Genomic DNA, 25,533 nt, shown 5'->3' with positions numbered 1-25,533 from the left:
CATTTGAACCGCTATACTGAGGGACAATGCGAGTTTTGTTGATCGAAGACGAGGCAAAGGTGTCGAGCTTTGTCAGTCGTGGGCTCACTGCCGAGCGGTTTGCCGTGGATGTGGCGCGAGACGGCAAAACTGGGCTGGAACTAGCTCAAACTTACGAGTACGACATGATTATTCTCGACCTCATGTTGCCGGGACTCCCGGGCACAGAGGTCCTGCGACAGGTGCGGCGCACGAACTCCAAGGTGCCCGTCCTGGTGCTTACGGCGCGCGATGCCATTCAGGACAAGGTGGAGAACTTCGAGGCCGGCGCCGACGATTATCTTACGAAGCCATTTGCTTTTGCGGAATTATTGGTCCGGGTGAAAGCTTTGTTGCGGCGCGGTCCCGTCAACCGTTCAAGCGTCATCCGGCTCGACAACTTGGAACTGGATCGCCTGTCTCAGCAAGTCAAGCGCGCCGGTCGGCGCATTGAGCTCACGTCCAAGGAATACTCTCTGCTTGAGTACATGATGTCGAACGCGGGGAGAGTGCTTTCGCGGACCATGATTATTGAACACGTGTGGGACCGAAGTTTCGACGGTATCACCAACATCGTGGACGTTTACGTTCGCCATCTCCGCAACAAAGTGGATGAACTGCACGACCGCAAGCTCATCCGTACAGTTCGTGGTGTTGGCTATGTGATCAGCGACCAGGCGGAAGCATGAATACTCATTCCCTGCGCTTCCGCGTGGCAGCCTGGTACGCAGCCGTGCTGGCAGTCACAGTTGTCCTTTTCGGTTTTGCCGTTTACATGGGTCTCGGAAGATATCTCGAGCAGACCCTCAGAACTTCTCTTCGGCACAAGGCCAAGGACGTCGCCCTGAACGTTGCCAAAGTGCCTGCCAAGGGGGAACCCTGGTTTGCCAACGAGATGAACGAGGACTTCGACAATAACAAGATGTTCCTTCGCGTCAGCCGACAAGACGGAAGCGTGCTATACCAATCCATCGCCCCGGCAGACAAAGGTTTTGATCCACAAAAAGTTCCCAGAATTTCAGGGCAGGTAGAACAGGATATCTCAGCGGACCGAACCCTGCCCGATGCTCGGCGCCTGATCGTCGAAGCGATGCCGGTTACGACTCCCGATGGCAAGCGCTTCCTGGTGGAGACTGGCGCATTGTTTCAGCCTATCGAACATGCCTTGCACGGGCTGGTTGTGGTGTTAGCCGTGGGATTGCCGTTTATCTTGGCGTGCGCGATTGCGGGCGGATACCTGCTGATGTATCGCGCCTTGTACCCGGTCAACGAGATTGCTCGGCAGGCCGAGCAGATCACCTCCAGAAACCTTAGCGAGCGGCTTCCTGTTCTGAAAACTGGCGATGAACTTGAGCGGCTATCCACCGCCCTGAATCGCATGATTGCCAGGCTGGATGAAGCCTTCCAACACATCAACCGCTTCTCGGCAGATGTGTCTCACGAGCTGCGCACCCCCTTGACGATCTTGCGCGGAGAGTTGGAGTACGTCACCGAGCGGCAACGGCTGGCTCCGGAAGTGCTCGATACCCTGGGCAGTGCTCTGGAAGAAATCGATCGGCTGACCAAAATTGTGGAGAACCTTCTCGCTATTTCCCGGGTTGACGCCGGCGAGACGCGGATGGAGCAGCAACGAATTGATCTTGCCGATCTGGCGAGCACTACCGCGGAACAGATGCAGCTGCTCGCTGACGAGAAATTGGTATCTCTGCGATACAGGTTGCAGCCCGGAATCAGGGTACAGGGCGATCCTTCCCGTCTCAGACAGATCCTAGTCAACCTCCTGGATAACGCCATCCGTTACACCGGGGAGGAAGGCTGGGTAGAAATCGCGGTGTATACCCAGGCTGGCAATGCCATTCTGGAAGTCTCCGACAATGGAGCAGGAATTTCTGCTGAATCGCTGCCGCACTTGTTTGAACGTTTCTACCGGGCCGACAAAGCGCGATCCCGATATTCCGGCGGTGCCGGTCTGGGGCTGTCTATTGTTAAATCCATCTGCGTCGCTCACGGTGGAAACGTCAGCGTGTCCAGCCAAGAAGGTAGAGGCAGTACTTTCCGAGTGGAATTGCCGTTAGCCACTGGAGCAGTTACTGGCCAGACTCCTGCGCCGCCGCCGAAAATTCCTTCCGAGGTACACGAAGCAGGCTACGCCCAATTACAAAGAAAGTCCTGACCACACGCTCGGCTTGGTAGATAACCAGTTCGGCAGTAAGCAGCATGGAGGAGCGCCACATGGCTAGCAATTCTGCCGTCGCACAGGAACGCGCCAATCAACGCAACGCAGTGATTGCAGCCTTTCTGGGCTGGATGTTGGACGCTTTCGATTTTTTCATTCTGGTGATGGTAATGAGCGCCGTCGCCAGGGATTTTCACCGCACCATCCCAGCCATCGCACTAACACTTACCGCCAGCCTGGCAACCCGTCCACTAGGAGCGCTGATATTTGGGCTGATGGCGGACCGCTATGGACGGCGTCTCCCCCTCATGCTCGATATCGTCCTCTACTCGTTGGTTGAGGTCCTCTCAGGGCTTGCGCCGACCTATACGGTTTTCCTCATTTTGCGGTTGATCTATGGAATTGGCATGGGTGGCGAATGGGGAGTAGGCGCCTCGCTCGCAATGGAGTCTATCCCGCCAAAATGGCGCGGAATAGTGTCCGGCTTGTTGCAGGAGGGATACGCCGCCGGCTATTTGCTGGCGGCAGTTGTGTACTATTTCGTATTTCCACATTGGGGCTGGCGCCCTATGTTTTTCATCGGTGGACTGCCGGCATTGCTGTCACTTTTTATCCGCGCAAAAGTGAAGGAGAGCCGCGTCTGGCATGCGTCACGAATGCCGTGGGCGACGTATCGGCGCGCCCTTGCCAAGAACTGGCGACTTTTTATTTATTTGGTCGTGCTGATGGCAGGCATGAACTCCATGTCGCACGGCACACAGGATCTCTATCCCACCTTCCTGAGCCATCATTATCACTTCAGCGTGCAGACGACGGCGACCATTACAGTAATTTCCATGATAGGTGCAATTTGTGGGGGACTATTTTTCGGCCGAATCTCAGACACTCTGGGACGGCGGCGTGCGATGGTGACCGCGGCAGCGCTAGGAGCATGCCTGATTCCCTTCTGGATACTGATACCGAAGATCGGGATCATCACGGTCGGGGCGTTTTTGATGCAGTTTATGGTGCAAGGAGCATGGGGCATTATTCCCGCGCACCTGAACGAGCTTTCTCCCAACGAAATTCGCGGCTTTTTCCCCGGCTTCGCCTATCAAATGGGGGTCCTGTGCGCGTCCGGAGTAGCCTATGTTGAATCCATTCTGGCCGAACACTTCACCTACAAACAGGCGCTCGGTTTCACTATGCTCTTCCTTTTTGCTTTTGCCGCAACCGTGATCGCTCTCGGACCGGAAAAGAAAGCGGTGCCATTCACTGACCAGGCCGGCGGTGGAACGGACCTGGAACGTTCGCCTTCGAACAGAGTATCGGCAGGTGTGTAGAGTGGGATCCGCTTTCGGCGGGTCCCAAATTAATTTCATCTTCATGCGTCCTTAATCATAGGGTGGTATACCTCAGCTTGCGGTGGTCCCGTAGCCCAAGAGGGGATCAGTTGCATTCCGGCTTGTCGAGGAGAGTCAGATGTTGCTCGTAAAAAAGCTGGCACTGGCGGCGGTTGTAACGGCTCTTGCAACCAGCGTTTACGCGGCCGGCCCTTTGACGTTGGTCGGAAAATATCCAATGCCGGAGACCATCAAGGCGACCCGCTTCGACCACTTCGGAGTTGATGTTGCAGGCAATCGCTTGTTCCTCGCCGCAGAGGCGGCACACGCCGTCCTGGTTTTCAACCTCCAAAGCGGAGAGTGGATCCGCAACATAGACGGGGTGCAGGTTCCGCACGCCGTGTTCTATCGCGACGATCTGGACCGGCTTTACGTCACGGATGGCGGCACTGGCGATCTCAAGATCTTCGATGGAAAGACCTATAAATTATTGAAGACTGTGGGACTGAAGGTTGATGCCGATTCCGTGGGCTACGATCCAGCTACCAAATATCTTTACATCGACAACGGCGGGGGCGACGCCCACGACAGCTTCTCCATGTTCAGCATTGTGGACACCACTTCAGGGGAGAAGATTGCCGACGTCAAGATTGATGGGGAGACGCTTGAGGCGATGGCATTAGCCAAATCCAGTCCGCGGATTTACATCAATAATCGGGCAAAGAATCAGGTTGAGGTGTTCGATCGTGAGAAGCGGGCCGTGGTGGCGAGTTGGCCAATCACGCGTGGCAAGGTGAATGTGGCCATGGCGCTTGATGAGGGTAACCATCGCTTGTTCGTCGGCTGCCGGAGTGGCGCGGTGGTTGTGCTCAACACGGATACGGGCAAGGAAATCGAAGCTGTTCCTATCGAAAAGAATGTCGATGAGCTGATCTTCGACGCCGCGAGAAAGCGCATCTATGCCGCTTCTGGAGGCGGCAGTGGCGCGATTGCGGTAATCCAGGAGAAGGACCCCGACAAATTTGACACTCTGGCGCAAGTGCCCTCGGGTCCTCTGGGAAAGAATGCAATCCTGGTGAATTCCATCCAGCGGTACTTCGTTGCAATACCCCCGCAAGGAACTTCGCGGGGTGAGATCTATGCTTACAAGGTAGAGTAGGCCAAATAGCTCCCAGCCTTCCCAACATTTCGAGACACAAAAAATGGCAAATCGGCAACCACAACACTCTGAACAAAAGAGCTCGACCAAGGTAACCCGCCGCGGCTTGCTGAAAGGCACGGGGTTCGCGCTGGCCGCTAGCGCACTGCCCCTCAAAGCGATCACGCAAACAGAAGCTCCGGGTGCGACGTCACCGCCTGCCGTTTCGGTCATTCAAGAACTCAGCGCTTACATGAGCAGCGCCGGGGATCGCCCACTTCCCGAGGAAGCATTGGAGAAGGCGAAGCACCACATTCTGGATACTATCGCTGCCATGATTTCCGGCGCCGACTTACCGCCTGCCAAGGTTGCATTCAGCTTTGCAGGTGCGCAATCGGGACAGAAAACCGCGACCGTGGTGGGCTCCAGCCTGCTTTGTGGCCCATTGGAAGCGGCAATCGCAAATGGCATGCTGGCCCACTCCGACGAAACCGATGACTCCCACGCTCCCTCACATTCCCATCCTGGTTGTTCAGTAGTTCCCGCGGCCCTTGCTTCTGGCGAATATTTTGGTATCAGTGGCGCGCGCTTCCTGCGCGCCGTGGCGCTCGGATACGACATCGGGTCGCGCGTAACCATGACGCTGGGAGGTTTTCAGTACCAGATGCAGAGCCATCGCAGTAACCACTGCATTGCAGGAAACTTTGGATCGGCTGCGGCTGCTGGTTGTGCTGCCGGATTGAATGCGCAGCAGATGCGATGGTTGCTTGACTATGCCGCACAGCAGGCGTCAGGTGTAGCTGCCTGGCAGCGCGATACTCAGCACATCGAGAAATCTTTTGTATTTGCCGGAATGCCGGCGCGCAACGGGGTTACCGCGGCATTGCTGATCCACTCCGGGGGGACGGGTGTCGAGGACATTTTTTCGGGCCCAGATAACTTTCTTCTAGCGTTTTCCCCCAGCGCCAATCCAACCGGATTGATTGACAAACTCGGGAGCAGGTACGAGGTGACCAGGACAAACATCAAGAAGTGGACTGTCGGGTCGCCCATCCAGGCCCCCCTAGACGCGCTGGAGAACCTACGCAAACGCCACCCGTTCGAAGCCGACGAGGTGCAGAAGCTGGATGTGCGGATGGCGAACAGCGAGGCACACACGGTCAACAATCGTGAGATGCCCGACATTTGTCTGCAGCACATGATGGCCGTCATGCTGGTAGATAAAAATGCCTCATTTCGCGCAGCCCATGATAAGGCGCGGATGCAGGACCCCGTGATCCTCCGGCAGCGCGCCAAGGTACAGCTTGTTCCGGATGAGCAGTTGGAACGACTCTATCCCAAGCGAGTGGCAGTGTTGGAGCTGACTCTCAAGGATGGGACACATCTGACCGAACGAGTGGAGGCGGTACGTGGAACCGTGGAAAATCCCATGACGCGCGACGAAGTGGTTCAGAAAGCTCGCGACCTGCTGGCAACATTCCTGGATTCCGCTAAATGCACGGCGTTGATTGACGCGGTATTGAATCTCGATCACAAAGAAGACATCAGATCGCTGCGGCCATTGCTTCAGCGAAGCTGAACGCCCAACTCAGTACTCCAACCTGCCCCTTGCCCTCCCGAGGGTCGCTACTTGCTGTAAACCAGAAGGCGTAACGTTCCCGGAACTGCCGCCGGACTGGGGTGCGGTTTTTCCGCGGTCGGTGCCGGAGGCGCTCCGAAGTCAGCCGTATCCGTTAGCAGATTGTGGGTCTTGCTGTCGTACCCCATGGTCTTGGCACCGACCTCAGTATTAACCGTCTCCACGGAACTGAGGTGATCGGGCGAGTCTTCGTGAAATATGTGAATCTTCCCTTCCCGCGTGGAAGTGAATACGGTGCCACTTTCTGGGTCGAAAACAGTAGCGTCAACTCCCCCGCTGATGGGCAAGCTCTGGACAACTTTCCCGTTATCAGCATTCATGACAACCAGCATTTTGGGATCCCGCGCTCCAATAAAGAGGCGCCGGTGTACTCGATCGATCGCCATGGAGACAGGAGCACCGCCTGGCGCCACCGGCCAATGAGACTTTACCTTCATCGCGCGAGTGTCAACGGCGACCACTTCATTCTTGTCCACAAGGTTGGCGTAAAGAGTACCCTTCCCATCCGCTGCGGCAAATTCGGGCTTTCCGCCCAATTCAACCGCCCCTATCAGAGTTTGGGCTTGGGGATCGATCGCTGTGGTAGTACCGGCGTCGCCGTTCAAAGTAAAGATGCGCTTTGATGCCGGATCGTAAACGATGCAATCAGCATCCTCCGCAGCTTTTACCGAGCCAATGGTCTTCAGAGTCTTGAGGTCGAATACGACGACCTTGCCCGCATCGCCATCACTCACAAATCCGCGTCCAAGTGGCTTCACCAGTGCGACTCCATGGTTCCGGTCGAACCCGGAAATCTTTTTCACCAGCGCGCCCGTGTCTGCATTCACCACCAGCACCTCACTGCCATGGGAGAGATAAACGCGACGGTTGGGCGCATCTACCGTGATGTAGTCGAAATACTCCTTACCTCCCGGCGCCGCCCCGAATTTATATGTCTTGGATAAATGATAACCAGATTCCGAGAGTGCATTGGGCGCAAACACGGCAAGTACTGACAGACACATCACGATGCGAGTTAAGCGGAAGAGCTTCAAGAGAATCCTCCCTTTGACACGTTTACAAAACCTATTCCGGCTTTGGTGCCCTCTGAAACTACATACGAAACATGAATTCCGTCTGAAAAGGAAGTGAAATGTTGTTCAGAAACCGATCACGCGCTCCACTCAACCATCCTATGGCAGCACTTCGAACACCATCACTTTCGCATCCTCGATACTCGCTTCCTTCTCCTGCGGAATCGGTGGTGTGAGGATGATGTGCTTCGGAACGATCACGTAGAACCGTTTAAGCGCAGGCACTAGCAGGGATGTCTTGGCGATAGGGCTTGTCGGAACCAGTGCCAACCGCTGATAGTGATCGGCATCAACCTGCTTGAAAACGTCTACCCCGCCAGTGGTGCCGGTGAAGTAGACGCGCTGACTCTTAGGTTCATACTCCACTTCATCCACGCCACCCTCACTATCTATGACCGTAATTATTTTGCCGTTGTCGGCATCCATCACCACCATCTTCCCGGGCTTGTAAATATGTCCTTTCTTAACGCGGCTGCCGATGAACAGGCGACGATGGGCTGCATCGAGACCCAGCGCATGTGGCAGCGGCCCTCCCGTGATCGGCCACAATGCAACAACGGCACGCTTCTCCCGGTCAATCACTGCAACACGGCTCGTCTGCCCCAGCACGACATACATCCTTGGTGAGCCAGGGTCAAGCGCCAGGCCGGCGGGATCATTGTCGTCCAGAGTGATCGCACCTACGTACGAACCGGCTTTGGTGTCCACGATTTCGATCGAACCCTTCGTATCTTCTTTAGAACGGTCACCGCGATCGCCGATATAAAACAAATGTGTGGCGGGATCGTACACACCGTTATCGGGTTCCCGTCCGGCTTCCGGTGGCGAATCAGGATTCAGCTGGACCGTTTTGAGCAGCTGGTACGAATCGCCGCTGAACGCTTTGCACTGACCGCTTCCCAGGTCTACCCAGATCTGGTTTGATTCCGGGATATAGATGACTTTCCGCGGGTGCCCGCCCAAACCGGTAATCGAGTGAATCGTCTTGCCGGCACGAAGATCCAGGACCTCGAGCGTCTCTTGGAATTCGCCGGGAACGAACAGGCGCTGGCCTTTAACATCAACGGCCGGGTGGTCGAAGTAGCCTTCTACATTGGGCATGTCGATGCTCTGCAGAAACTTCAATGGTGGATTAGCCTGCCCGTGCAGGCTCGCCACCCAGAACATCCAGAAACTGAATAAAACGGCCAAGCGCGATTTCATGTTCATCTCCTGAAGGTCTGCCCGATGTTATCGGAGCCCCACTAATTGTACGGGCTGCAGATTAAGAGAGACTGAAGGCTAGATGAAATGCTACACGGGCAAGTTTTATCGGATGGTGAGCTGTGTCGCCTAAAAGTAAAGTCTGGCGGAGAGAGTGGGATTCGAACCCACGTTAGAGTTTCCCCTAAACACGCTTTCCAAGCGTGCGCCTTCAGCCACTCGGCCATCTCTCCGCTTAAAGGAAGCAACGTGGGCTTGGCTGAGTTATTTCAGGACCCACTACTCGCAATGCTCTCTCTGGATTGTACTGGTCGAAATTACTTCGGAGCAAACCAGGGCGCAATCAGTCCAGGAGATCACTGGCTGGAATTCATTTGCGCGATTATTCGGCTTTAGTCCCTGTCGGCCCAACCGTGGCCGGCTCAGTTACGCTCTCGGCATGGGACTTTGCGGTAGGAGCTTGGGTTCCAGGTACTTCTGGGGTGGAGGCGGGTTCAGGCCTACGAAAGACAGGCTGAGCAACTGGGCCAGTGAGGCCTTCAGAATTTTCCAATAACCGATGATGCAGGCAGTAGAGCGCCAACTCAAGGCGATCGGAAACGCCTAGCTTGTCATACACCTTTCGCAAATAATTCTTTACCACTTGCTCGGTGGTGTTTACGCGCTGGGCAATTTCTTTGTTCTTCATACCCTGCGAAACGCAGGCAACTATGTTCATTTCTTTTTGCGTGAGATGCACCTTGGGAGCAGCGGCCATCGGCCGGGTAGCTTGACTGCGATATGCGTGCAGCACCCAGTTCACTGCTTGCTGGTCCAGCCAGACCTCGCCACTCGCTACCTTGCGAATGCACTTCACCAGCAGTTCTGGTTCAACTGCGCGGTCCACTACACCCTGCGCGCCACGCCGGAAAATTTCCAGAGTGAGATCTTTGTCCGAGTTGGCAGTAAGCACTACCAGCTTCGATTGCGGAGAACGGCGTAACAATTCCGTTACCGCTTCCGCGGGATCGCCGGCAAGAGCGGCTTCAAACAAAATGACGTCAGCGGTAAATTTGCTGATCGCCGAGATTGCCTGGCCATAGGTCTCGGCCTGGCCAACAACCCGAACATCATCTTCTACAGCGAAGATCTTGCGCAGACCGACGCGGAAGATGGTCTGGCTATCGGCTACGATCAGCCGGATGGGCGGCAGCTTACCCTCCTGCGGGGTAATTGCTTCCGTCATTTTGACCGTGCTGCTGGACATCTTCTCCCCTTACGAACCCTTAACGCCGCTGGAACTTGTATTCGTCAATCACGACACCAGCCCAGCGCTGATCGCCTTCTTGAAAACTGCGTACCACGCGCCCGCGGCACTTCACCGCAACATCAATGGGCGCCCCTAAAATCTCAGGGGACATGGAAATCTCGAACTCCACACTGGAGCCGATCGGCATTTCGCTCTCCACCTGAAACAGCACTCCATTGGCGGAGATGTTGCGCGTCTCGCCGGCCTGATCGCCATTTTGGGAATGAAATTCGACGGGAAGCCGAAGGGGAAAGCGCATGGCGCTTTGCTTCTCAATGAAGCGCCCCACCGGCTGTGGTTCTTGCGCCGGTTCTGTCCCCGCCTTGGGCGTAACTTCTTCCGTCACCCTTGATGTCTCCAGTAACGTGGTGGCGCAGGCGGGGAACCGCGCTCCACCGAATGTTAGTTACCGTATTCGCAGCTTACACTTGAGGGAAAACGTCGAAAAGTTACGAAAGGTTATTGAATTTCCGATGCAGAAAAAGGCCATGCAAGGCCGCCAAGATGTCTCGACGCCCGAATGGCCCCTTTGCTTCTCAGTACTTGGCTTGGGCTGGAACTCAGGGGCCAACCACCTGAAAAGCCCCTTAGAACTTCGTGACTTCCGTGAAATTGAACTCCCCTACCTTCATCGGAGGGACCACCATATCGAAGGACTCTTCGCCGCTGGCGCGCACTGAAGTGCCCATCTCTAAAACATTACTCAGCATGTGGATGAGACTCTCGTTGAAGCGGAAATTGCGTATTCCGTGCTGCAGTCTGCCACCCTCGACATAGAAAGTGCCGTCTCGCGTCATTCCGGTGAGGATCTTTTCGTAAGGGTCAACTTCGCGGATGTACCACAGGCGTGTGACCAGGACTCCCCGCTCAGTGCTCTCGATCATCTGTGGAATCGTTTTGGCTGACTTCCCTGGCGCCCCTTCGAAGACAACATTTACCGGCGCCTCGCCGACCTCGTTCGGCAAGGGAAAGCCGTGGCCGGTGGCCTCGATGGGCCCCACTTTGGAAGCGTACTCTGACTTCTTCATCTTCTCCGCGGTGGCACGCGCATATACCAGCCGCTTTACGACTCCGTTCTCGATAAGCGGCACCCGCTCACGTCGCACCCCTTCGCCATCGAAAGGAGCGCCGGATTGCAAAGAGTGCGTGACGTCATCGCGCACCGTGATGTTCTCTCCAAATATCTTCACCCCCATCCGATTATTCAAGAAGGAGCGCTGATCGAGAATAGCCATGCCCGCGAAGTCCCAAAACATGAATCCCACCAGGTCGAGCACCGCGGCAGGCTCGAGAATCACCGTGTATTTGCCTGGCGCGAGTTCCTGCGGGTGGGCTGATTTGAGTGCTTTTTCGGCAGCCGTCTCCGCCAGGGCAACGGGATTCAGGTTGCGCACGTCAGGGGAATTGGCCTTTTGCCAGCCAGACGAGTCGCCGGCCAGCATGGTCACGGAGATTTCTGAGGAAGTTTGTGTGTGGTAGGCGACCAGCCCGCGCGAATTCAGAATGGCCTCTACGCTTTCGGAGTTGGAGAAGATTCCGGCGGTGGTCAGCTGGTGCTTTTTTGCTATGCCTACGATTTTTTGTACTGCTGCGGCCCTGTCTTGGGGAGTCAGCGACGAAGTTTCAACGTGAGCGCGGCGCACTTCCGGAGTGCCCGTGGTCACTTCCGCTCCGGCCATGGGCAACAAGTCGGGATCCGGCTCTTGAACTCGGGCCAGGCTTTCAGAAGCTTTTACCGCGCTTCCCAGGCTCTCTTCGTCAAACCTATTAGTGGTAGCGCGTGCAGTTCGACCATTGAAGGTGGTCCGCACCGAAACAACGTAGTTCTCTTCCGCCACGTTCTGGTGGATCGTGTTATTAGCGAAGCGCGTGAGCGCACTGTGACCGCCGGCGATCAGGACTTCTACCTCATCACTGGCCGCGTGCCTGCGAACGCGCTCGAAGATCTCCTGAGTTTTATCTCTTGTTAGCAACCAGCTCAACCTTCGTATATCTGGATGTCCCAAATAGCCCAAACTATGGCTGCGTGGCCGCGGCACAGCAAGTGATTCAACCCCTCACAACAACAAAGTTTCTGCGGGAAACGGCTCCGGTTTGAGCAGCCTGGAGGAGGGTATCACAAGCTACAGTTCAGAATTTCCCGGCGCAACTCAGGAGCGGCCGCTCGCCGGCGGCAGATAGCTGGCGGCATACTCACCCGAGGTCCTGTTGGTTCCCGCAAACGCTCATTGACCAAAGTTCTGGAAGGTGCTAGTTTCCCGCTGTTCTGCGAATATACGGCCACCTAGCCCAGGAAGTGGAAAATGCACCAGGCCGCCCATTTAGTATTAGAGACCACCGCCCCTTCATCTCCACCTGTGGTTAGCCACCCGACCGGAAGAGACCGCGCCGAGATGATAATTGCCGCCGGGGTGGTCCTTACCATCTGCTACGTCGCGCGATTAGTCCTGATCACGCTATTGGTGGCCATAATGCTTACTTTCATTCTGGCGCCGCTCCGAGACTTCCTCCAGCGGCTCCATTTACCACGCAGCATTAGTTCGCTGCTCGCTATCCTGCTGCTACTAACCTTCATGGGTGCCGCGACTTTCTACTCATACAGTCAAGCCGTCACGTTCATGCAAACCCTGCCGAAGTATTCAGGGGAGATCCGCGATGCCATCAACCGCGCACGCGCACGCGCCGAGACATTTCAGAAAACAACTACAGAAGTACTCGAACCGGATGGAGAGGACAGAGCTACTGTGACCGTGCGGCCAGCAGCAACTCCGGCGTGGCAGGCACTCGCGCAGAGTTTAGGTTCCGTGTCACAAGTGTTGGTCGCGATTTCGTTTATTCCATTCCTGGTGTACTTCATGCTCACCTGGCACCATCATGTGCGCTCGGCGACGGTCATGCTGTTCCGGCTTGAAAACCGGCACGCCGCTTACGTCACCCTGGGATTGATCGCACGCATGATGCGCAGTTTCATGGTGGGAAACCTGCTAGTAGGATTGTTCCTGGCGGCGGTAAGTACCGCGGTGTTTGGCCTGATACACCTGCCGTTTTTCTACTTTGTCGGTATTTTCAGCGGATTTCTGAGCCTGCTGCCTTACCTCGGAGTGGTGTTGGCATTGGTGCCCCCTTTGATGGTCGGCCTGGGGCAGATTTCCTCGGGCGATGCTCTCGTAATCGCTGTAACCGTCTTTGTGTTGCACTTGTTTGCCCTGAACGTGCTCTATCCGAAACTGGTGGGCAATCGACTGCAGTTAAATCCGCTGGTGGTCAGCCTGGCACTTCTCTTCTGGGGTTGGATGTGGGGCGGCATGGGATTGGTATTGGCGATCCCAATCACGGGGGCGATGAAAATCATTTTCGATCACGTTGAATCGCTGCAGCCCTACGGCGTTTGGCTGGGAGAATAGCCACAGTACTGTTCTTATCTAAAATCAGCTTTCCCCGTCATCGAGCCCAGGCCATCGCGGCTAGGCGGGGTGGTTTTCTCCAGTCGTCGGGTCAATCACAGTCTTAACTTCAGAGACCTGGTTTGCGGGAAAACCTCCTTTACGGGCGTGCTCGCGTATCAGTTCGGCGTTGGGAGCAATGTAAATACAATAGATCTTATTGTCGGTGACGTAGCTGTGCACCCACTGAATTTGCGGACCGAGATTCCTTAGAACCTCACAAGATTTCTGCGACACGGCTTGTAGCTCTTGAGGCTTCAATTTCCCAGCGCCGGGGATTTCTCGTTCAATGACGTATTTGGGCATTCTGGCATTCCTTTCGTGGGCATCGTTAAAAGTAGCGGCCAATCCTCTGGCGAACGATGAAAAAAACCGAGAGACGCAGTTTGGCAAGAAATAATGACAAATTCTGTCATTCGACGCTAGCACATCACGAAAAGTTTCTTACAACCCAATCGAAAAGTCGTTGACACCCCTACACTTAGCGCGTTTCGTGCACTGAACCAGGCCTGCCATACGAATGGCGACCAACCTGCCTAGTAATACCACCGAAGTCCCCTAAATATCTCGGAGCGAGGAAAACATGCGGAAGCAAAAAGGCTTTTCACTAATTGAGTTGCTGATCGTGGTAGCGATCATCCTGATTATCGCTGCTATTGCTATACCGAACTTGTTGCGCGCCAGAATCGCCGCCAATGAATCATCGGCTGTGGCCTCGGTGCGTACCATTAACACCGCGGAAATTTCGTACAATATCGCATTCCCGACCTTCGGTTATGCTGCGGCTCTGGCTAACCTTGGTGGCGGTGGCGGTGCAGGTTGCGTAGCCACAAACGCGCAGGCTTGCTTGCTCGACACTACCCTGGGCGGCGGCACCAAGAGTGGCTACAACTTCACCGCAGTTGGCGGCAACGCCAACGCGGCAGGCGCGCTCACCACTTACCTGGTGAACACCAACCCGGTAACGCAGAACCAGACCGGCGTGCGCTCCTTCTGCTCGGTTGAAGACGCTGTGATCCACTTCGCGCAGGCTGCAATCGCGAACTGTGGCGCTGCGACTGTACTGCAATAGTTAGAGCAAATCTCGTCGCAATATCTGGGAGCATTGAGAGATTCAATGCTCCCTTCTTTTTTGCGATCCAAGTCCTCCCGGCGTCCTTTCTGCCAGCTCATCGTGAGGAATATGCCGGCACGCACTTGGGCCATCCGCAACGAACCTGCATATCAGACGGGCTGACGGAAAATGTCGCCCACCCTCAGTCTGGCGACAAAAAATGTCAATCACTGCGAATTTTGGCTCGAAGTCCAGGCCACATACGAAGTTAAATGGCTGAATCAAATAGGGTTACTTTAAACCGATCCCTGGCCCGAACTGGCGAGGAAAATGCAATTGAGAATGTGGAGATTACACCCCCAAGGGGTCAAATTTTGTTCATCCCGAGTCGAGGAAAAAAGATGCGTAAAGATAAAGGCTTTTCATTGATTGAGTTGCTGATCGTAGTAGCGATCATCCTGATCATCGCTGCGATTGCTATTCCGAACTTGTTGCGCGCCAGGATCGCCGCCAACGAATCATCGGCTGTGGCTTCGGTGCGTACCATCAACACTGCGGAAATCTCTTATAACGTTGCATTTCCGACCTTCGGTTATGCTGCGGCTCTGGCTAACCTTGGTGGCGGTGGCGGCGCAGGTTGCGTAGCCACAAACGCCCAGGCGTGCTTAATTGACACCACGCTGGGCGGAGGTTCCAAGAGTGGTTACAACTTCACCGCAGTTGGTGGTAACGCGAACGCGGCAGGCGCACTCACCACTTACCTGGTGAATTCGGACCCGGTTACTCAGAACCAAACCGGCGTGCGCTCCTTCTGCTCGGTTGAAGATGCTGTGATCCACTTCGCGCAGGCTGCAATCGCGAACTGTGGCGCTGCGACTGTGTTGCAGTAACGCCGTATCGAACATAGCGAACCGGGAGCATTGGCTAGTCCAATGCTCCCGGTTTTTTTATCCATTTGGACGACTGTGGCCCCAGGCCTGGACCACTCCCAATCGGACAGCAGGGCCGGTCAGCTCTTGATGGTTTGATCCGGAGCCTTCTCCGCAGATTTGCTGGAATCGTCGCGCAGACCTTCCTTGAGTGCGCGAATGCCATCGCCAATCCCTTTGCCCAATTCGGGTAGCTTTTTGGGTCCGAAGATGAAGAGAGCGATGGCAAAGATCACCAACAGATGCATGGGTTGAAACAGACCCTCAAACATAATTCCTCCAGGTCCTAACTGCAGACACAGGGCAACAATCAACGTTACAGAAGCTTGAGTTGGTAGTCAATTCGGCGCCACCAGTCTGTCAGGCTGGGCGAGAGCGTACGCCCCGCTCGGAGGTGTAGCTCAGAGCAATGGTGCCGCACGTCTGCTGCTCCTCTGAATAGACATCGCAGTTATCGAATGGCCGCGAGTAAACGTGCAAGCTGACCGCGCGCTGGGCCCACTCGCGCGGATTGTAGACCTTGTGCACTGGGGCATTGGGATCCACCGCCACCGGATTTGCCGCATCCATCTGCACCGCAAACGACTTCTCAATGTGGCATTTCCCAGCTTTCAAGTCCTGAAAGAGCACGCGATAGTTCTGCACCATCAGCCGGCCGATCGGGACCGCCATCCAGCAGTTTTGGTCGCGGTGATTATGAATGGAACTGTGATGGCCAACTTCCCAACAGATGGCGACCAACTCGTAGAGCGGCGTTTTGTCAATAAGGTTGCGGGTGTAGTGTTGAGCATCCCAGAACAAGTAGCCATCGAGTGAAGCCGGATCCACCGGGTGTTCCGCCAGGAAGCGCCGGATTTCTTCGGTTGAGACGAAAGAGCGTTCCGGAAAATTGCGCAGATCTTGCACGAGGCTAGCAATCGAGATCACCTGCCGGGAAGAAGAAGCCACTGCCATGGGGTACCTCACATCACGGTGGGGGCATTAGGGCCCCGGTAGCCGGAAGTGTAGTTCACGTCAGAAAAAACCTCAAATGTGATGTGTTTGTTTGAGATCCCGATCAAGCATGCTTACTTGAGTTGTCGGGCGTAAACATTCCGGGCGTCAGATAGCTGTTTCAGGACATGGGCCTTCTCGGCTTCGCTGTTCCAGTCCAAAAAGGCTTTCGCCGCCTGGGTCAACCTATCAATCCAAGCCACAAAATATGTAGCATCGTTTGCCGATCGGACGGGTGCGGAGCCCACATTGATATACACGGGACTAGTGGTTGCATATGGGTAAAGGTCGAGCACCGCATGGTGGGCTTTTTCATTCCATGCCCGCAAGAGGCACCAGCCGCTCTTCGAAATCGGGAGGGTTCCCTGAATGTCCGCGGCAGTTCGAGCGGGACCTAATCTGAGGTCCTTAGCGACTTGGCCATTGCAAACTAATTCAAGATGATCAACCGGCACAATAGAACGCATCCAGGCAGTAAATTTGACTTCCTGCTGACCCGGCAACTTCAATTCCTCGCCGAGGTTCTGGCCGCCCAGGGTGAACCCCAGCAAGGGGCCATTGGTCGCAAAGGTGTGCCCCTTGCGAAGCGAATCCAGCCAGACCTGAGGATCCAACCGGGTATTCGGTCCCTGCTTGTCCGGAATTCTCGCGTACACGCGGTTCAAGCCGACCGGGCCACGCAACGATGCGAAGTTTGCCATGGCATCGGTGCCGGCTCCTGTGGGTATCCGAAACCCGCAGTTCAGCAGCTTGTACCAGACCTCGGCGGTCGACCTGTGATCGCTGAAGCCGACAATTTCAATGTAGTCAACCTTGCCGAGCGCGACATCGACCGGCAACTCATCAGTGAGTGGCGCAGGGTTGGCCGGATCGGGAAGGGATTCAAAGGGGTGCACGTATCCCACGACTCCCTGCTGAGCGTGGGCCAGGTCAGCGACATCGGCATTTGTAGGAACCAAGCTCGCTGCGCCGGTCTCGGGATAGCCAGCATAGCCCGGCAAAATAAAATTTCTGGTCAGATTGAGTGCCCCAAGATGTCCCCAATAGCTGGTATGGAATTCCTGGCTGTGCATAAGCAGCATGTCGGGCGTGGACGCGGGATCGGGATCAGTGCGGAAATACGAGATATCCGGAATCCGCTGCTCTTTGTTGACAACTAAATCTTCCACCAGCCCGAGGTTCTCTGCAGTTGCTTGCATTACTAGTCTGCGCGGAGTGTCGCGATAAGCACCCGCATAGTTCATGTGCACGTGGAGATCAGCGCTGGCCCAACGATATCCGGGCTCATTGCGCACCAAGAGAGGCTGCAGACGAAGTGTGATCTCAGTATTCTGGCCGGGTGCGATTTGCAGTTCTCGTTTATTTACCTCATAGTCGAGTCCCTTCATCGTCTCGACCGAAATCTCGCCCACGGGAACTCTGATGGTGCTTTTTCCGGGCGTATGGAAATAATGCACTTCGAACGGAGCCGTGGGATCAAAGCTGTCATCGCCGCGCATCCAGTCGTCATCGGGAGCATAAGCCCGGCCGTCCTGACCAAGGATGGAGACGCGCGCCGGCGTGAGCTGCCCTTTGTTGTCAGTGACGCTGATGGTCAGCGTGCCCATTGGCTTTCGATAGCGACGCTCCGTGGGAATAATTTGGGTTTGCGCTCCGCCGAGAGCTTCTTGTATCCACAGTGAGGTGTTTCCCCCACGGTTAGAGATGAACGCGATGTGCTTGCCGTTGGGAGACCAGCGCGGATTGATGTTGTCGAACTCGCCATAAGAAATGGGAAAGGCATCTCCCCCTTTGGACGGTAAAAGCCAAAGCTGGTGCCACTGCCTGCCGAGATATGAGGCGTAGACCAGACGCTTGCCGTCGGGTGAGAAATCCGGCCGGGCTTTCCATGTGGTCTCTTCATAGTGGATCTCATGGGCTTCGGCGCCGGGTTGTGCTTTCATTCGCCAGAACCCGCCGCTGCCATAGATGTGTCCGCGATTGGAAATGAATACCAGGTCCGAACCATCGGGCGACCACACCGGGCTGATCTCCGTATCGAACTGGCTGTAGTAGTAGCGGGGCAGAGAGCTTCGAGTTTCACCTGTGAGCCTCTGCACGTTGCCGAGCACACCCTCTGCAACGTCAGCCACGAATATATGAAAGCGGCGATTGTAGGCTGTGGATACGAAAGCGATGTGCTTGCCGTCTGGCGACCAGCGCGGCTCTGCATTGACGTTGCCGCCGCTGGTGATCGCCTGGGAGTGACCAGTCTGCAAGTCCAGAACATGGAGCTCGTATGCATCTTTGTAGTACGAGGTGTAAACGATCCAACGGCCATCAGGTGAACAGTCCGGTTGGTAGTCGTAGCCGGGTCCGTCAGTTAATTGTTGCGCCGTGGAGGACCCGGGCTCCTGCCGCCAAAGCGTTCCAGCCATGGAATAGACCAGCGACTTCGAATCTGGAGACCACGCGACCGCGCTCGGCCCCGTCGTGAGCTGGGGCAGGTACATTTCTCGGTAGTAATAAGGATGAGGGAGATCAATCTGCTGCAATAGGGGACGACGCTGGCCAAAGGCGCAGGGTGCGACAAGCATTAATACAATTAGAATTCGCAGGCGCAATTTCTTCTCTCGATTCATCGAGGCATTACCGGCAGTACAAGTCGCGAGGCATGGCCCCGTCCGTGGTGGATGTGAATGTTGGCTTTCCGCATCTCTGCAGAAGTCGTTTCCAATTTTCCACTCTGCAAATTGCGAGAGAAATCGGGGAAGAAGGACGCTGAAATCTGCACCCGGATGCGATGGCCCGACTTAAAGACGTTGCTCAACCGCATATTGGGCAGAGTCAGTTTGTAGATTTGTCCGGGGTTCAGCATCTCACGGCTATGCTGCGCATTCCGGTGGCTGGCTCGCAACACGTCAGATCCGGGACTCATCAGGTTGTAAGCGGTGCCATCGGGCAAAACATCAAGCAGGCGCACCCATAGATCAAAGTCACGACAATCGCATGAAACATAAACCTCGGCTGTGATCGGCCCAGTGACTTCGAGGTCGTGCTCTAGTGGATCGGTATCGAAAACCAGCACGTCGGAGCGTTTCGCCAACTCGCGGAAATCGTGGGCGCCGAGAACGCCCGCGTAAGGGTCGGTGACGGGATGTGCGGGATCGGCGGTGAAGACCGTGGATCGTTCTTCTTGCGGGGCACTGCGGGTCAGAACACCGCGATTTTTCGGCTGGTCATTGCGGTGACTTCCGCCAATGTAGAACGCCGTGGGTTGCACTCCCTGAGGTGGCCAGATGCGACCTTCTCGCCAGCGATTGTCCCCCATGACGAACAATCGAACCGGGGCCTCCCGCTCGACGCCGTTGTCGATGCCGCGCAGATAATGGTCCATCCAACGGAGCACAGTGTCGTCATAATCAATCCGCGCCGCTCGCCCAAATTCGCGGTCTCCCGAGTGAGTGATGCCGGTTTCTTCCGCCCCGTGTACCCATGGGCCGATCAAGAGATGGGTGCGCGGGTCAGCGTCACCCTTCCGCGAGGCCACCAGCCCGAGAAAGTTAGTGGTGGCCCCTTCCGGCCCATAATCTTCGTCATACCAGCCCGAGAGGTTCAGCACGGCGGCGTGTACGCGATCGTACTTGTCGTGAAGCTCCGCCCAGTTCCACCAGGGATCCTCGGGCGGATGGTGCAACCACTCATAGTAATAGGGAGCTATTTGGCGGAGCTCCGGCAGTGAGTCGAGAGGCAGAACGTTAAGCATCTTCTCGCGATTACGTTTCCAGTCGGCGACGGCATCGGCATAGGTCCGAGGGCCGGGAAGGTTCTTCTTTATTCGGACATCGGGAGCCATGTTGTTCCAGATCCACTCGATCCAGGACATATCAAAGACGCCGCTGGAATAAAAGAACTGGCGCGGCGTCGAGAAGGTCATGGCCGGCACCATTGCCTTGAGATGCGGCGGGGTCTCAATGGCGGCCAGCCACTGCACCGCTCCGGGATAAGACAGGCCGAAGGTACCAACGTCGCCGCTTGACCAAGGCTGGCGTGCAGCCCACTCAATGGTGTCGTACCCGTCGCGCCCCTCGTTCTCATACGCCGCGAACTCGCCTCCAGAGGCGTACCGGCCACGCACATCTTGTACGACCACCGCATAGCCGCGTTCGACCGCGTGGCGAAATGTCGTGGAATTCTTGAGGGCCTCTTCCTTGTTATATGGCGTGCGATAAACGAGGGTTGGGAAGCGACTACCACGGCGCGGGCGCATGATGTCCGCGCGTACCACGGCACCGTCGCGCATGGGAACCGCAACGTCTTTGTCCACGGCGAAGTCGGGCAGGTCAGCAAATGAGGAGAGCGCAAGGAAAATCAGCAGCGCGCCAATCTGCGGGAGCGATCTCATGAATCGCGCAGGTTAACATCTGGGCTGGGCGGGAACAAGCCGGGCTTACGCCCTTGAGCATGGATGGCCCTCCGGGGCTTGCGTTGTTTGCCTGGCCTTACCCAGCGCTTGCGCGCTGGGCTAAAAGCTGTGCCGCTGCTCCGCAGCTGTGTTCTAACGTTGTCGCCGGGTCGCCCAAAGCCAATTCATGAATGCGACGGCCAGTACTCCCAACAGAATTGCGAAAGACCCACGGCGGATCCCGCCGACCAGAAGCGCACAGGTAACAACCCCGACGAATGACAACGGAATGCCCAGTGGCAAGCGAAAGACGGCGGCTCCGAAATCTGCTTTTCCGGCGATCCGAGCTTCACGTCGCCGGAGCACCGGCAATGCCGCACATACCACGGCAAAATAAAAGAGTCGGGCAATTGCCGACAACGTGGCGTTCCACTCAAAATTTCCCCACAGCGCCAGCAGCCATATCAGCGCTGCGAATACCATGATGGAAATGTAGGGCGTGCGGAAGCGATGGTGGACAGCTCTGAAAATCGTTGGAAAATCATCGCGCTCAGCCAGAGCATAGGTGAGTCGTGGAACGTTGAGCATCATCGAGGCCAGATACCCATAACCGGAAAGAAGGGTACCCAGGGTCAAGAGGACAGCTCCTGCAGGCCCCATAAAGACGCGAGCGGCGGTAGCAAGAGGACGGTCGGTTAAGGCAGCGTTGGGCAAAACGCCCATTACGACGATTTGAATCGTGGTGTAAACCGCTGTGCAGGTGATCAAGGCGGTGAACAGCGCAAACGGGGCATCGCGGCGGGGATCCTTAGCTTCGCCCAGTGGCATCAGCGCGCCCTCAAAACCGCCATAGCCAAATACCATGAGTAGCATCGCGTCGAGCCATGATTGCGTGCTCGTATGAACCCACCCTACAACCATGTGCTGATGCCGCGTAATAAGATAGGCACCGCCAACAACGATAAAGACGGCCAACGGGGTCAGCTTGGCGACCGTAACCACATTGCTGAGCTGCGTTCCTGCGCGCACGCCGCGAACATTGATTGCAGCGAGCAGGCCTATGAGAAGGCTCAGGATGAGCAATCGCGGAAGGAAATTCCCGGCCACTCCCCAGAACTCCTTTAGGTACACAACAAAGAGATTGGCGCTGGCAGCGGCTGCAGCGATGCGGACCAGCCAGGCTAACCAACCCATCAGAATTCCGACAAACCTGCCAAAAGTGACCCGCGAATAGAGGTAGGGACCGCCTGCTTCGGTGAAGCGGGAAGCCACTTCCGCAAAGCATCCCATGATGATGCCGCTGAACACGGCCGCGAGTAGCCAAGCGAGCGGGGCGGCCGGCCCAAGCTGCCGAGCAATGATTGAAGGCAGGCCGAAGATACCGCTGCCGATGATGGAGTTCACCATCAGCGCAGCCAGGCTCCAGCGTCCAATGCTGCGTACCAGGCCAGCGCTTTCACGGGACGTGTTCACAGCAGCGTTGTAGCACGGATTGACGTGGCCTAAGACGAAAAGCGGACTCGCCATCAACTGCAGCAACGCGGATGGTGCAACCCGACCAGCGCCACCTTGTTCTAATCGCAGTGAATGGCCCCGTGCGGGGCCGCGGAGGTCACCATGTTTTTGGGGTTATTTATCCTGCTGGTCGCGTTGTGGCTGATTTTCTGGCTGGGAGTACACATCACTTCCGGTCTGATCCACCTGTTACTCATCGTGGCGATCATTTCGCTGGTCCTGCATCTGGTGCGCGGCCCGCGAACCACTGCTACATAGGTCTCGCAAAGAACGCTCCGGGGCTCGTCCTTTTCTGCCGCTCATAGGGTTGAAGCCCCGGGGATTGAAGCCCCGGGGATTGAAGCCCCGGGCCGCCTGCCATCGGCATTGTTCCGCGTCGCCCTCGCCTCGGTACCGAGCCTTAAGTCACATCTTTCCTCGCCATAAGGATCTCCAAAAGCCGCGCCGACAGCGGTATTTGGCCCCTCTGGGCCATTACGAAAGGCAGTAACCAAAGGCAGTGCACAGTGGACATCTGGTGACAAAATCTCACGGGTGAGAAGGTTGTTTCATTGCTCCTCCCTCAGGCGATCAGCTGGTTGTAAGAGGACGATCAATGGACACTATTTATGCCCGCATGCGCCGCGTCACCGAGGACCTGCGAATTATTCAGCAGGAACTGAACTTCGCGGCCATTCAAGCTTCTGCGAATGTGGAACAGGGAGAAGCGAATGAACTGCCCACAGGCGAAGCCCTGAATACCTTGCGGGCGGCACTTGACCAGATGCGTCACTTCCTCTGGTTCTACGGCCAGATCATGAGCAACGGATCAGGCCTGAAGGAGACTCTGCGCCGTGCGCTTCAGCAAGGCGGCGGAGAGGAAGCCGCAACGCCCACCGACACCCCGCCAGAAAAATTGAGGTCCGCTGCCGACAAGGCATTTCTTCGTTACCGGCTGAATGGAAAAAAGCCGAACTAACCACTACTCATTCCCAGTCACGTCGTAATCAGTCCCAACAGCGGTTTTCGCTCTCTGGCATTTGACCCCAATGCGACTTCAGCGCTGCGTGAGTCCGGGTAGATAACACATCGGGATGTCGCGTGAGGTGCGGAGACCAGGCTTTACCTCCAACAACGCCGGGATGCAGTTCACGGCAATCGCGGCGGTGGCAAGGTCGCCGTGGATACCGCCGGGAATCGAGAGCTTGAGGTCGGGAACACCGAAGATTTCAATGGCATCCACGGGCTCCGGCGCTTTCAAGTACATCTGCAATTCAAGATAAACATTCTCGCCACCAGCAGCCATTCCACGGGCGACCTGGCGCACGCCCTTCACTCGGCCGGCTGGCACTTCGAGAAACTCGCTGCGAACAGCAGAATCGGCAATCACTGGCTCGATGGTTTCTTCAATCCGATCTAAAGATATTCCGAAGGAATCGGCAATCATCGCGGCGGATTCGGGCAGGCCGTGGTGCTTGATGACGCCTGCCGCCACTTGGGCGCGAAATTCCTGCTCCGTCATTCCTGCCCCGACTTTTTTCTGGAGCGGCAATCTGCGGCCTGCGGCATCAACTACACGACGGACGCGTACTTTGCTGACTTGCTGACAGGCAGTCCCCAGGGTGAGCACCAGCTTGTCCATTGCAAACCCAGGATTCACACCTGTTCCCAGCAGCGCAACGCGATGCTCGCGGGCAGTTCGATCCAGTTTCTGTGACAGTTCCGGATGTTTGCGAAAGGGATATGCCAACTCTTCGCAGGTGGAAACTACGTGCAGACCCGCATTCAAACAGCCGATCAACTGATCGGCAACCTTCTCCAGGTAAGAGGACGTGGTGTGCACGACCACATGAGCGCCGGTGCGCAGTACATCGCGCACATCCTGGCGCACGGTGACGCCTAGATCGCGATCGGCGCCGACCACCCTGCCGAGATCCTTGCCGTTTTTCTCGGGGTCAATGTCTATGGCCCCGACAATCTCGATCTCGGGCTTTTGTAACATCAACCGCACCATGCCAGCACCAATCGGGCCTACCCCGTACTGGATGACGCGGATCTTGTGATGCTCCAATATGCCTCCTCAGTTAATCTACAGTCCAACTCCTCCCACGACGGTCCTGATGACTTCACCCCGGGCATTGAGCACCACCAGGTCCGCATCAGCTCCCGCCGTGAGCACTCCTTTATTTTTGATCTGTAACGCGCACGCGGGATTAAGGCTTGCGAGCCGAGCAGCCTGCGGGAGCTCCCAGCCTGCAAACTGCATCACGTTGCGGACTGCTCGGTCCAACGTGAGAATGCTTCCAGCCAAAATGTTCGTACCGGCAGCAGTGCACTTACCGTCCAGCACCTCGATGTCGAAACTTCCCAGGCGATACCGGCCATCGGGCATACCCGTGGCGCTCAGTGCATCAGTGATAAGCACCGCGCGTTCCGGACCTTTGGCCCTAAGAAACAACTTGATTACGGAAGGATCGACGTGAATGCCATCAGCAATGATGTCCGCACTAAGACGGTCATCAGTGAGGACCGCGGCCAGAATTCCAGGGTCGCGATGGTCCAGTGGGCGCATAGCGTTGAAGGTATGTGTGGCGTGGCGTGCACCACGCCCGATTCCAGCCTGCGTGGTAGCCATATCAGCGTCAGAATGGCCGAGGCTGACGCAAACGCCGTGCTTGGTAGCCTCTTCGATGACCTCGAGAGCGCCTTCCAACTCAGGGGCAATGGTCATCACCTTGATGTGGCCGCGGCTGCTTTGCCAAAGACGCTGGAAGAGTTGTCGTGAAGGTTGAAGGAGATATTCCGAAGGATGCACTCCCCGTTTGGAGTGGCTGAGAAACGGCCCTTCGATATGAATCCCGATCGGCCGGGCACGGAGATCGGCCTTGGTCGCCGGTTGCTTAGCGGCGGCTTCGATGGCGGATGCCAGCCGCTCAAGGGAGGCGAGGGTTTTGTCCAAAGGTGCAGTGACGGTTGTGGGTACGTAGGCAGTGACCCCGTGCTGTGCCAGCAGACGCTCAAGTCCGGGCAAAACTTCAGGATCAGATTCCATGATGTCGTGCCCGCCGCCGCCGTGGATGTGAATGTCCAGATACCCCGGCGCGAGGATTGCATCGGGAAAATCCACAACCCGGCAATCCGCAGGGGCTTGGCGTGCGGAGCGCGAAGTGACTTCGGCGATGGTATTGCCATCAACAAGTAGCAACGGCAGCTCGATTCGCTCGAGTGGAGTAATCAAGGCCGCGGCTGTGATAGCAATCATCTAAGCCGCTCATTGTAACGGATGAGTTTGCGGAAGCGCGTTATCCAAAGCGGAGCAGCGGCACAATCCTTTCCGCAGCTGTAGCGCCGCTCGTAGAAAGACTACAACCCAGCTGCG

Annotated in this window: 23 protein-coding genes and 1 tRNA gene; 10 read left to right on the top strand and 14 right to left on the bottom strand. The window is 56.3% G+C overall.

Going from position 1 to position 25,533, the window contains the following annotated elements; all coding sequences use genetic code 11:
* The first annotated feature begins 26 nt into the window (after nucleotides 1-26).
* From VFA76_06025 to VFA76_06005, 5 genes are all read left to right on the top strand, one after another.
* Nucleotides 27-707, top strand: coding sequence for a response regulator transcription factor (locus tag VFA76_06025; GenBank protein HZR31391.1), 681 nt, complete (start codon nucleotides 27-29; stop codon nucleotides 705-707).
* Nucleotides 704-2,191 carry a heavy metal sensor histidine kinase gene (locus VFA76_06020; protein HZR31390.1) on the top strand — a complete coding sequence of 496 codons (1,488 nt, stop codon included), beginning with the start codon at nucleotides 704-706 and terminating at the stop codon, nucleotides 2,189-2,191. The genes VFA76_06025 and VFA76_06020 overlap by 4 nt, the downstream gene beginning before the upstream one ends.
* Before the next feature lie 59 nt (nucleotides 2,192-2,250).
* Nucleotides 2,251-3,516, top strand: coding sequence for an MFS transporter (locus tag VFA76_06015; GenBank protein ID HZR31389.1), 1,266 nt, complete (start codon nucleotides 2,251-2,253; stop codon nucleotides 3,514-3,516).
* A 139-nt stretch (nucleotides 3,517-3,655) separates the two neighbouring features.
* Entirely contained in the window at nucleotides 3,656-4,675 is a 1,020-nt protein-coding gene (locus VFA76_06010) for a YncE family protein (GenBank protein HZR31388.1), read from the top strand.
* Between the two features lie 43 nt (nucleotides 4,676-4,718).
* A complete protein-coding gene (locus VFA76_06005; GenBank protein HZR31387.1) occupies nucleotides 4,719-6,233 on the top strand; it encodes an MmgE/PrpD family protein in 1,515 nt (504 codons plus the stop codon).
* A gap of 47 nt (nucleotides 6,234-6,280) precedes the next feature.
* Here VFA76_06005 and VFA76_06000 read toward each other — a convergent pair whose 3' ends face one another.
* From VFA76_06000 to VFA76_05975, 6 genes are all read right to left on the bottom strand, one after another.
* Complete coding sequence (locus tag VFA76_06000; protein HZR31386.1) at nucleotides 6,281-7,327, bottom strand: hypothetical protein; 1,047 nt, start codon at nucleotides 7,325-7,327, stop codon at nucleotides 6,281-6,283.
* A 138-nt stretch (nucleotides 7,328-7,465) separates the two neighbouring features.
* Nucleotides 7,466-8,569, bottom strand: a complete 1,104-nt coding sequence (locus VFA76_05995; protein ID HZR31385.1) for a hypothetical protein — start codon at nucleotides 8,567-8,569, stop codon at nucleotides 7,466-7,468.
* A gap of 143 nt (nucleotides 8,570-8,712) precedes the next feature.
* Nucleotides 8,713-8,802: transfer RNA gene (locus tag VFA76_05990), tRNA-Ser, on the bottom strand.
* A 149-nt stretch (nucleotides 8,803-8,951) separates the two neighbouring features.
* Nucleotides 8,952-9,815, bottom strand: a complete 864-nt coding sequence (locus VFA76_05985) for a response regulator transcription factor (protein ID HZR31384.1) — start codon at nucleotides 9,813-9,815, stop codon at nucleotides 8,952-8,954.
* 19 nt (nucleotides 9,816-9,834) lie between these two features.
* Nucleotides 9,835-10,203, bottom strand: a complete 369-nt coding sequence (locus VFA76_05980; protein HZR31383.1) for a PilZ domain-containing protein — start codon at nucleotides 10,201-10,203, stop codon at nucleotides 9,835-9,837.
* 241 nt (nucleotides 10,204-10,444) lie between these two features.
* The gene (locus VFA76_05975; GenBank protein ID HZR31382.1) at nucleotides 10,445-11,830 is read right to left on the bottom strand and encodes a TldD/PmbA family protein; all 1,386 of its coding nucleotides are present in this window, start codon (nucleotides 11,828-11,830) and stop codon (nucleotides 10,445-10,447) included.
* A gap of 420 nt (nucleotides 11,831-12,250) precedes the next feature.
* Here VFA76_05975 and VFA76_05970 point away from each other — a divergent pair, with 420 nt between their 5' ends.
* Entirely contained in the window at nucleotides 12,251-13,261 is a 1,011-nt protein-coding gene (locus tag VFA76_05970) for an AI-2E family transporter (GenBank protein ID HZR31381.1), read from the top strand.
* Nucleotides 13,262-13,321: 60 nt separating this feature from the next.
* On the opposite strand, the gene VFA76_05965 is transcribed toward VFA76_05970, so the two are convergent.
* Nucleotides 13,322-13,606 carry a DUF4242 domain-containing protein gene (locus VFA76_05965; protein ID HZR31380.1) on the bottom strand — a complete coding sequence of 95 codons (285 nt, stop codon included), beginning with the start codon at nucleotides 13,604-13,606 and terminating at the stop codon, nucleotides 13,322-13,324.
* Nucleotides 13,607-13,883: 277 nt separating this feature from the next.
* Here VFA76_05965 and VFA76_05960 point away from each other — a divergent pair, with 277 nt between their 5' ends.
* A complete protein-coding gene (locus VFA76_05960; protein HZR31379.1) occupies nucleotides 13,884-14,372 on the top strand; it encodes a prepilin-type N-terminal cleavage/methylation domain-containing protein in 489 nt (162 codons plus the stop codon).
* Between the two features lie 383 nt (nucleotides 14,373-14,755).
* A complete protein-coding gene (locus VFA76_05955; GenBank protein ID HZR31378.1) occupies nucleotides 14,756-15,244 on the top strand; it encodes a prepilin-type N-terminal cleavage/methylation domain-containing protein in 489 nt (162 codons plus the stop codon).
* A 119-nt stretch (nucleotides 15,245-15,363) separates the two neighbouring features.
* On the opposite strand, the gene VFA76_05950 is transcribed toward VFA76_05955, so the two are convergent.
* The 5 genes from VFA76_05950 to VFA76_05930 all read right to left on the bottom strand — a co-directional run bounded on the left by VFA76_05950 (nucleotide 15,364) and on the right by VFA76_05930 (nucleotide 22,187).
* The gene (locus VFA76_05950) at nucleotides 15,364-15,555 is read right to left on the bottom strand and encodes a twin-arginine translocase TatA/TatE family subunit (protein HZR31377.1); all 192 of its coding nucleotides are present in this window, start codon (nucleotides 15,553-15,555) and stop codon (nucleotides 15,364-15,366) included.
* An 88-nt stretch (nucleotides 15,556-15,643) separates the two neighbouring features.
* Entirely contained in the window at nucleotides 15,644-16,237 is a 594-nt protein-coding gene (locus VFA76_05945; protein HZR31376.1) for a cysteine dioxygenase family protein, read from the bottom strand.
* 113 nt (nucleotides 16,238-16,350) lie between these two features.
* On the bottom strand, nucleotides 16,351-18,852 hold the full coding sequence (locus tag VFA76_05940; protein ID HZR31375.1) for a CehA/McbA family metallohydrolase: 2,502 nt from the start codon (nucleotides 18,850-18,852) through the stop codon (nucleotides 16,351-16,353).
* A gap of 41 nt (nucleotides 18,853-18,893) precedes the next feature.
* Entirely contained in the window at nucleotides 18,894-20,660 is a 1,767-nt protein-coding gene (locus VFA76_05935) for a CocE/NonD family hydrolase (GenBank protein ID HZR31374.1), read from the bottom strand.
* Between the two features lie 153 nt (nucleotides 20,661-20,813).
* Complete coding sequence (locus tag VFA76_05930; GenBank protein HZR31373.1) at nucleotides 20,814-22,187, bottom strand: APC family permease; 1,374 nt, start codon at nucleotides 22,185-22,187, stop codon at nucleotides 20,814-20,816.
* A gap of 90 nt (nucleotides 22,188-22,277) precedes the next feature.
* Between VFA76_05930 and VFA76_05925 the strand changes: the two genes are divergently transcribed.
* The gene (locus tag VFA76_05925; GenBank protein HZR31372.1) at nucleotides 22,278-22,433 is read left to right on the top strand and encodes a DUF5670 family protein; all 156 of its coding nucleotides are present in this window, start codon (nucleotides 22,278-22,280) and stop codon (nucleotides 22,431-22,433) included.
* 337 nt (nucleotides 22,434-22,770) lie between these two features.
* Nucleotides 22,771-23,133 (top strand): hypothetical protein, encoded by a 363-nt coding sequence (locus VFA76_05920; protein ID HZR31371.1) that lies wholly within the window; start codon nucleotides 22,771-22,773, stop codon nucleotides 23,131-23,133.
* 78 nt (nucleotides 23,134-23,211) lie between these two features.
* Here the strand turns inward: VFA76_05920 and VFA76_05915 are convergent, their stop codons facing one another.
* A complete protein-coding gene (locus VFA76_05915) occupies nucleotides 23,212-24,225 on the bottom strand; it encodes a hypothetical protein (protein HZR31370.1) in 1,014 nt (337 codons plus the stop codon).
* An 18-nt stretch (nucleotides 24,226-24,243) separates the two neighbouring features.
* Entirely contained in the window at nucleotides 24,244-25,416 is a 1,173-nt protein-coding gene (gene nagA / locus VFA76_05910) for an N-acetylglucosamine-6-phosphate deacetylase (GenBank protein HZR31369.1), read from the bottom strand.
* Nucleotides 25,417-25,533: the final 117 nt, after the last annotated feature.

This window comes from Terriglobales bacterium (assembly GCA_035651655.1).
Lineage (GTDB): Bacteria > Acidobacteriota > Terriglobia > Terriglobales > Acidobacteriaceae > DASRFG01.
The sequence above is the reverse complement of the archived record's forward strand: the minus strand, read 5'-3'. Positions and strand labels throughout refer to the sequence as shown.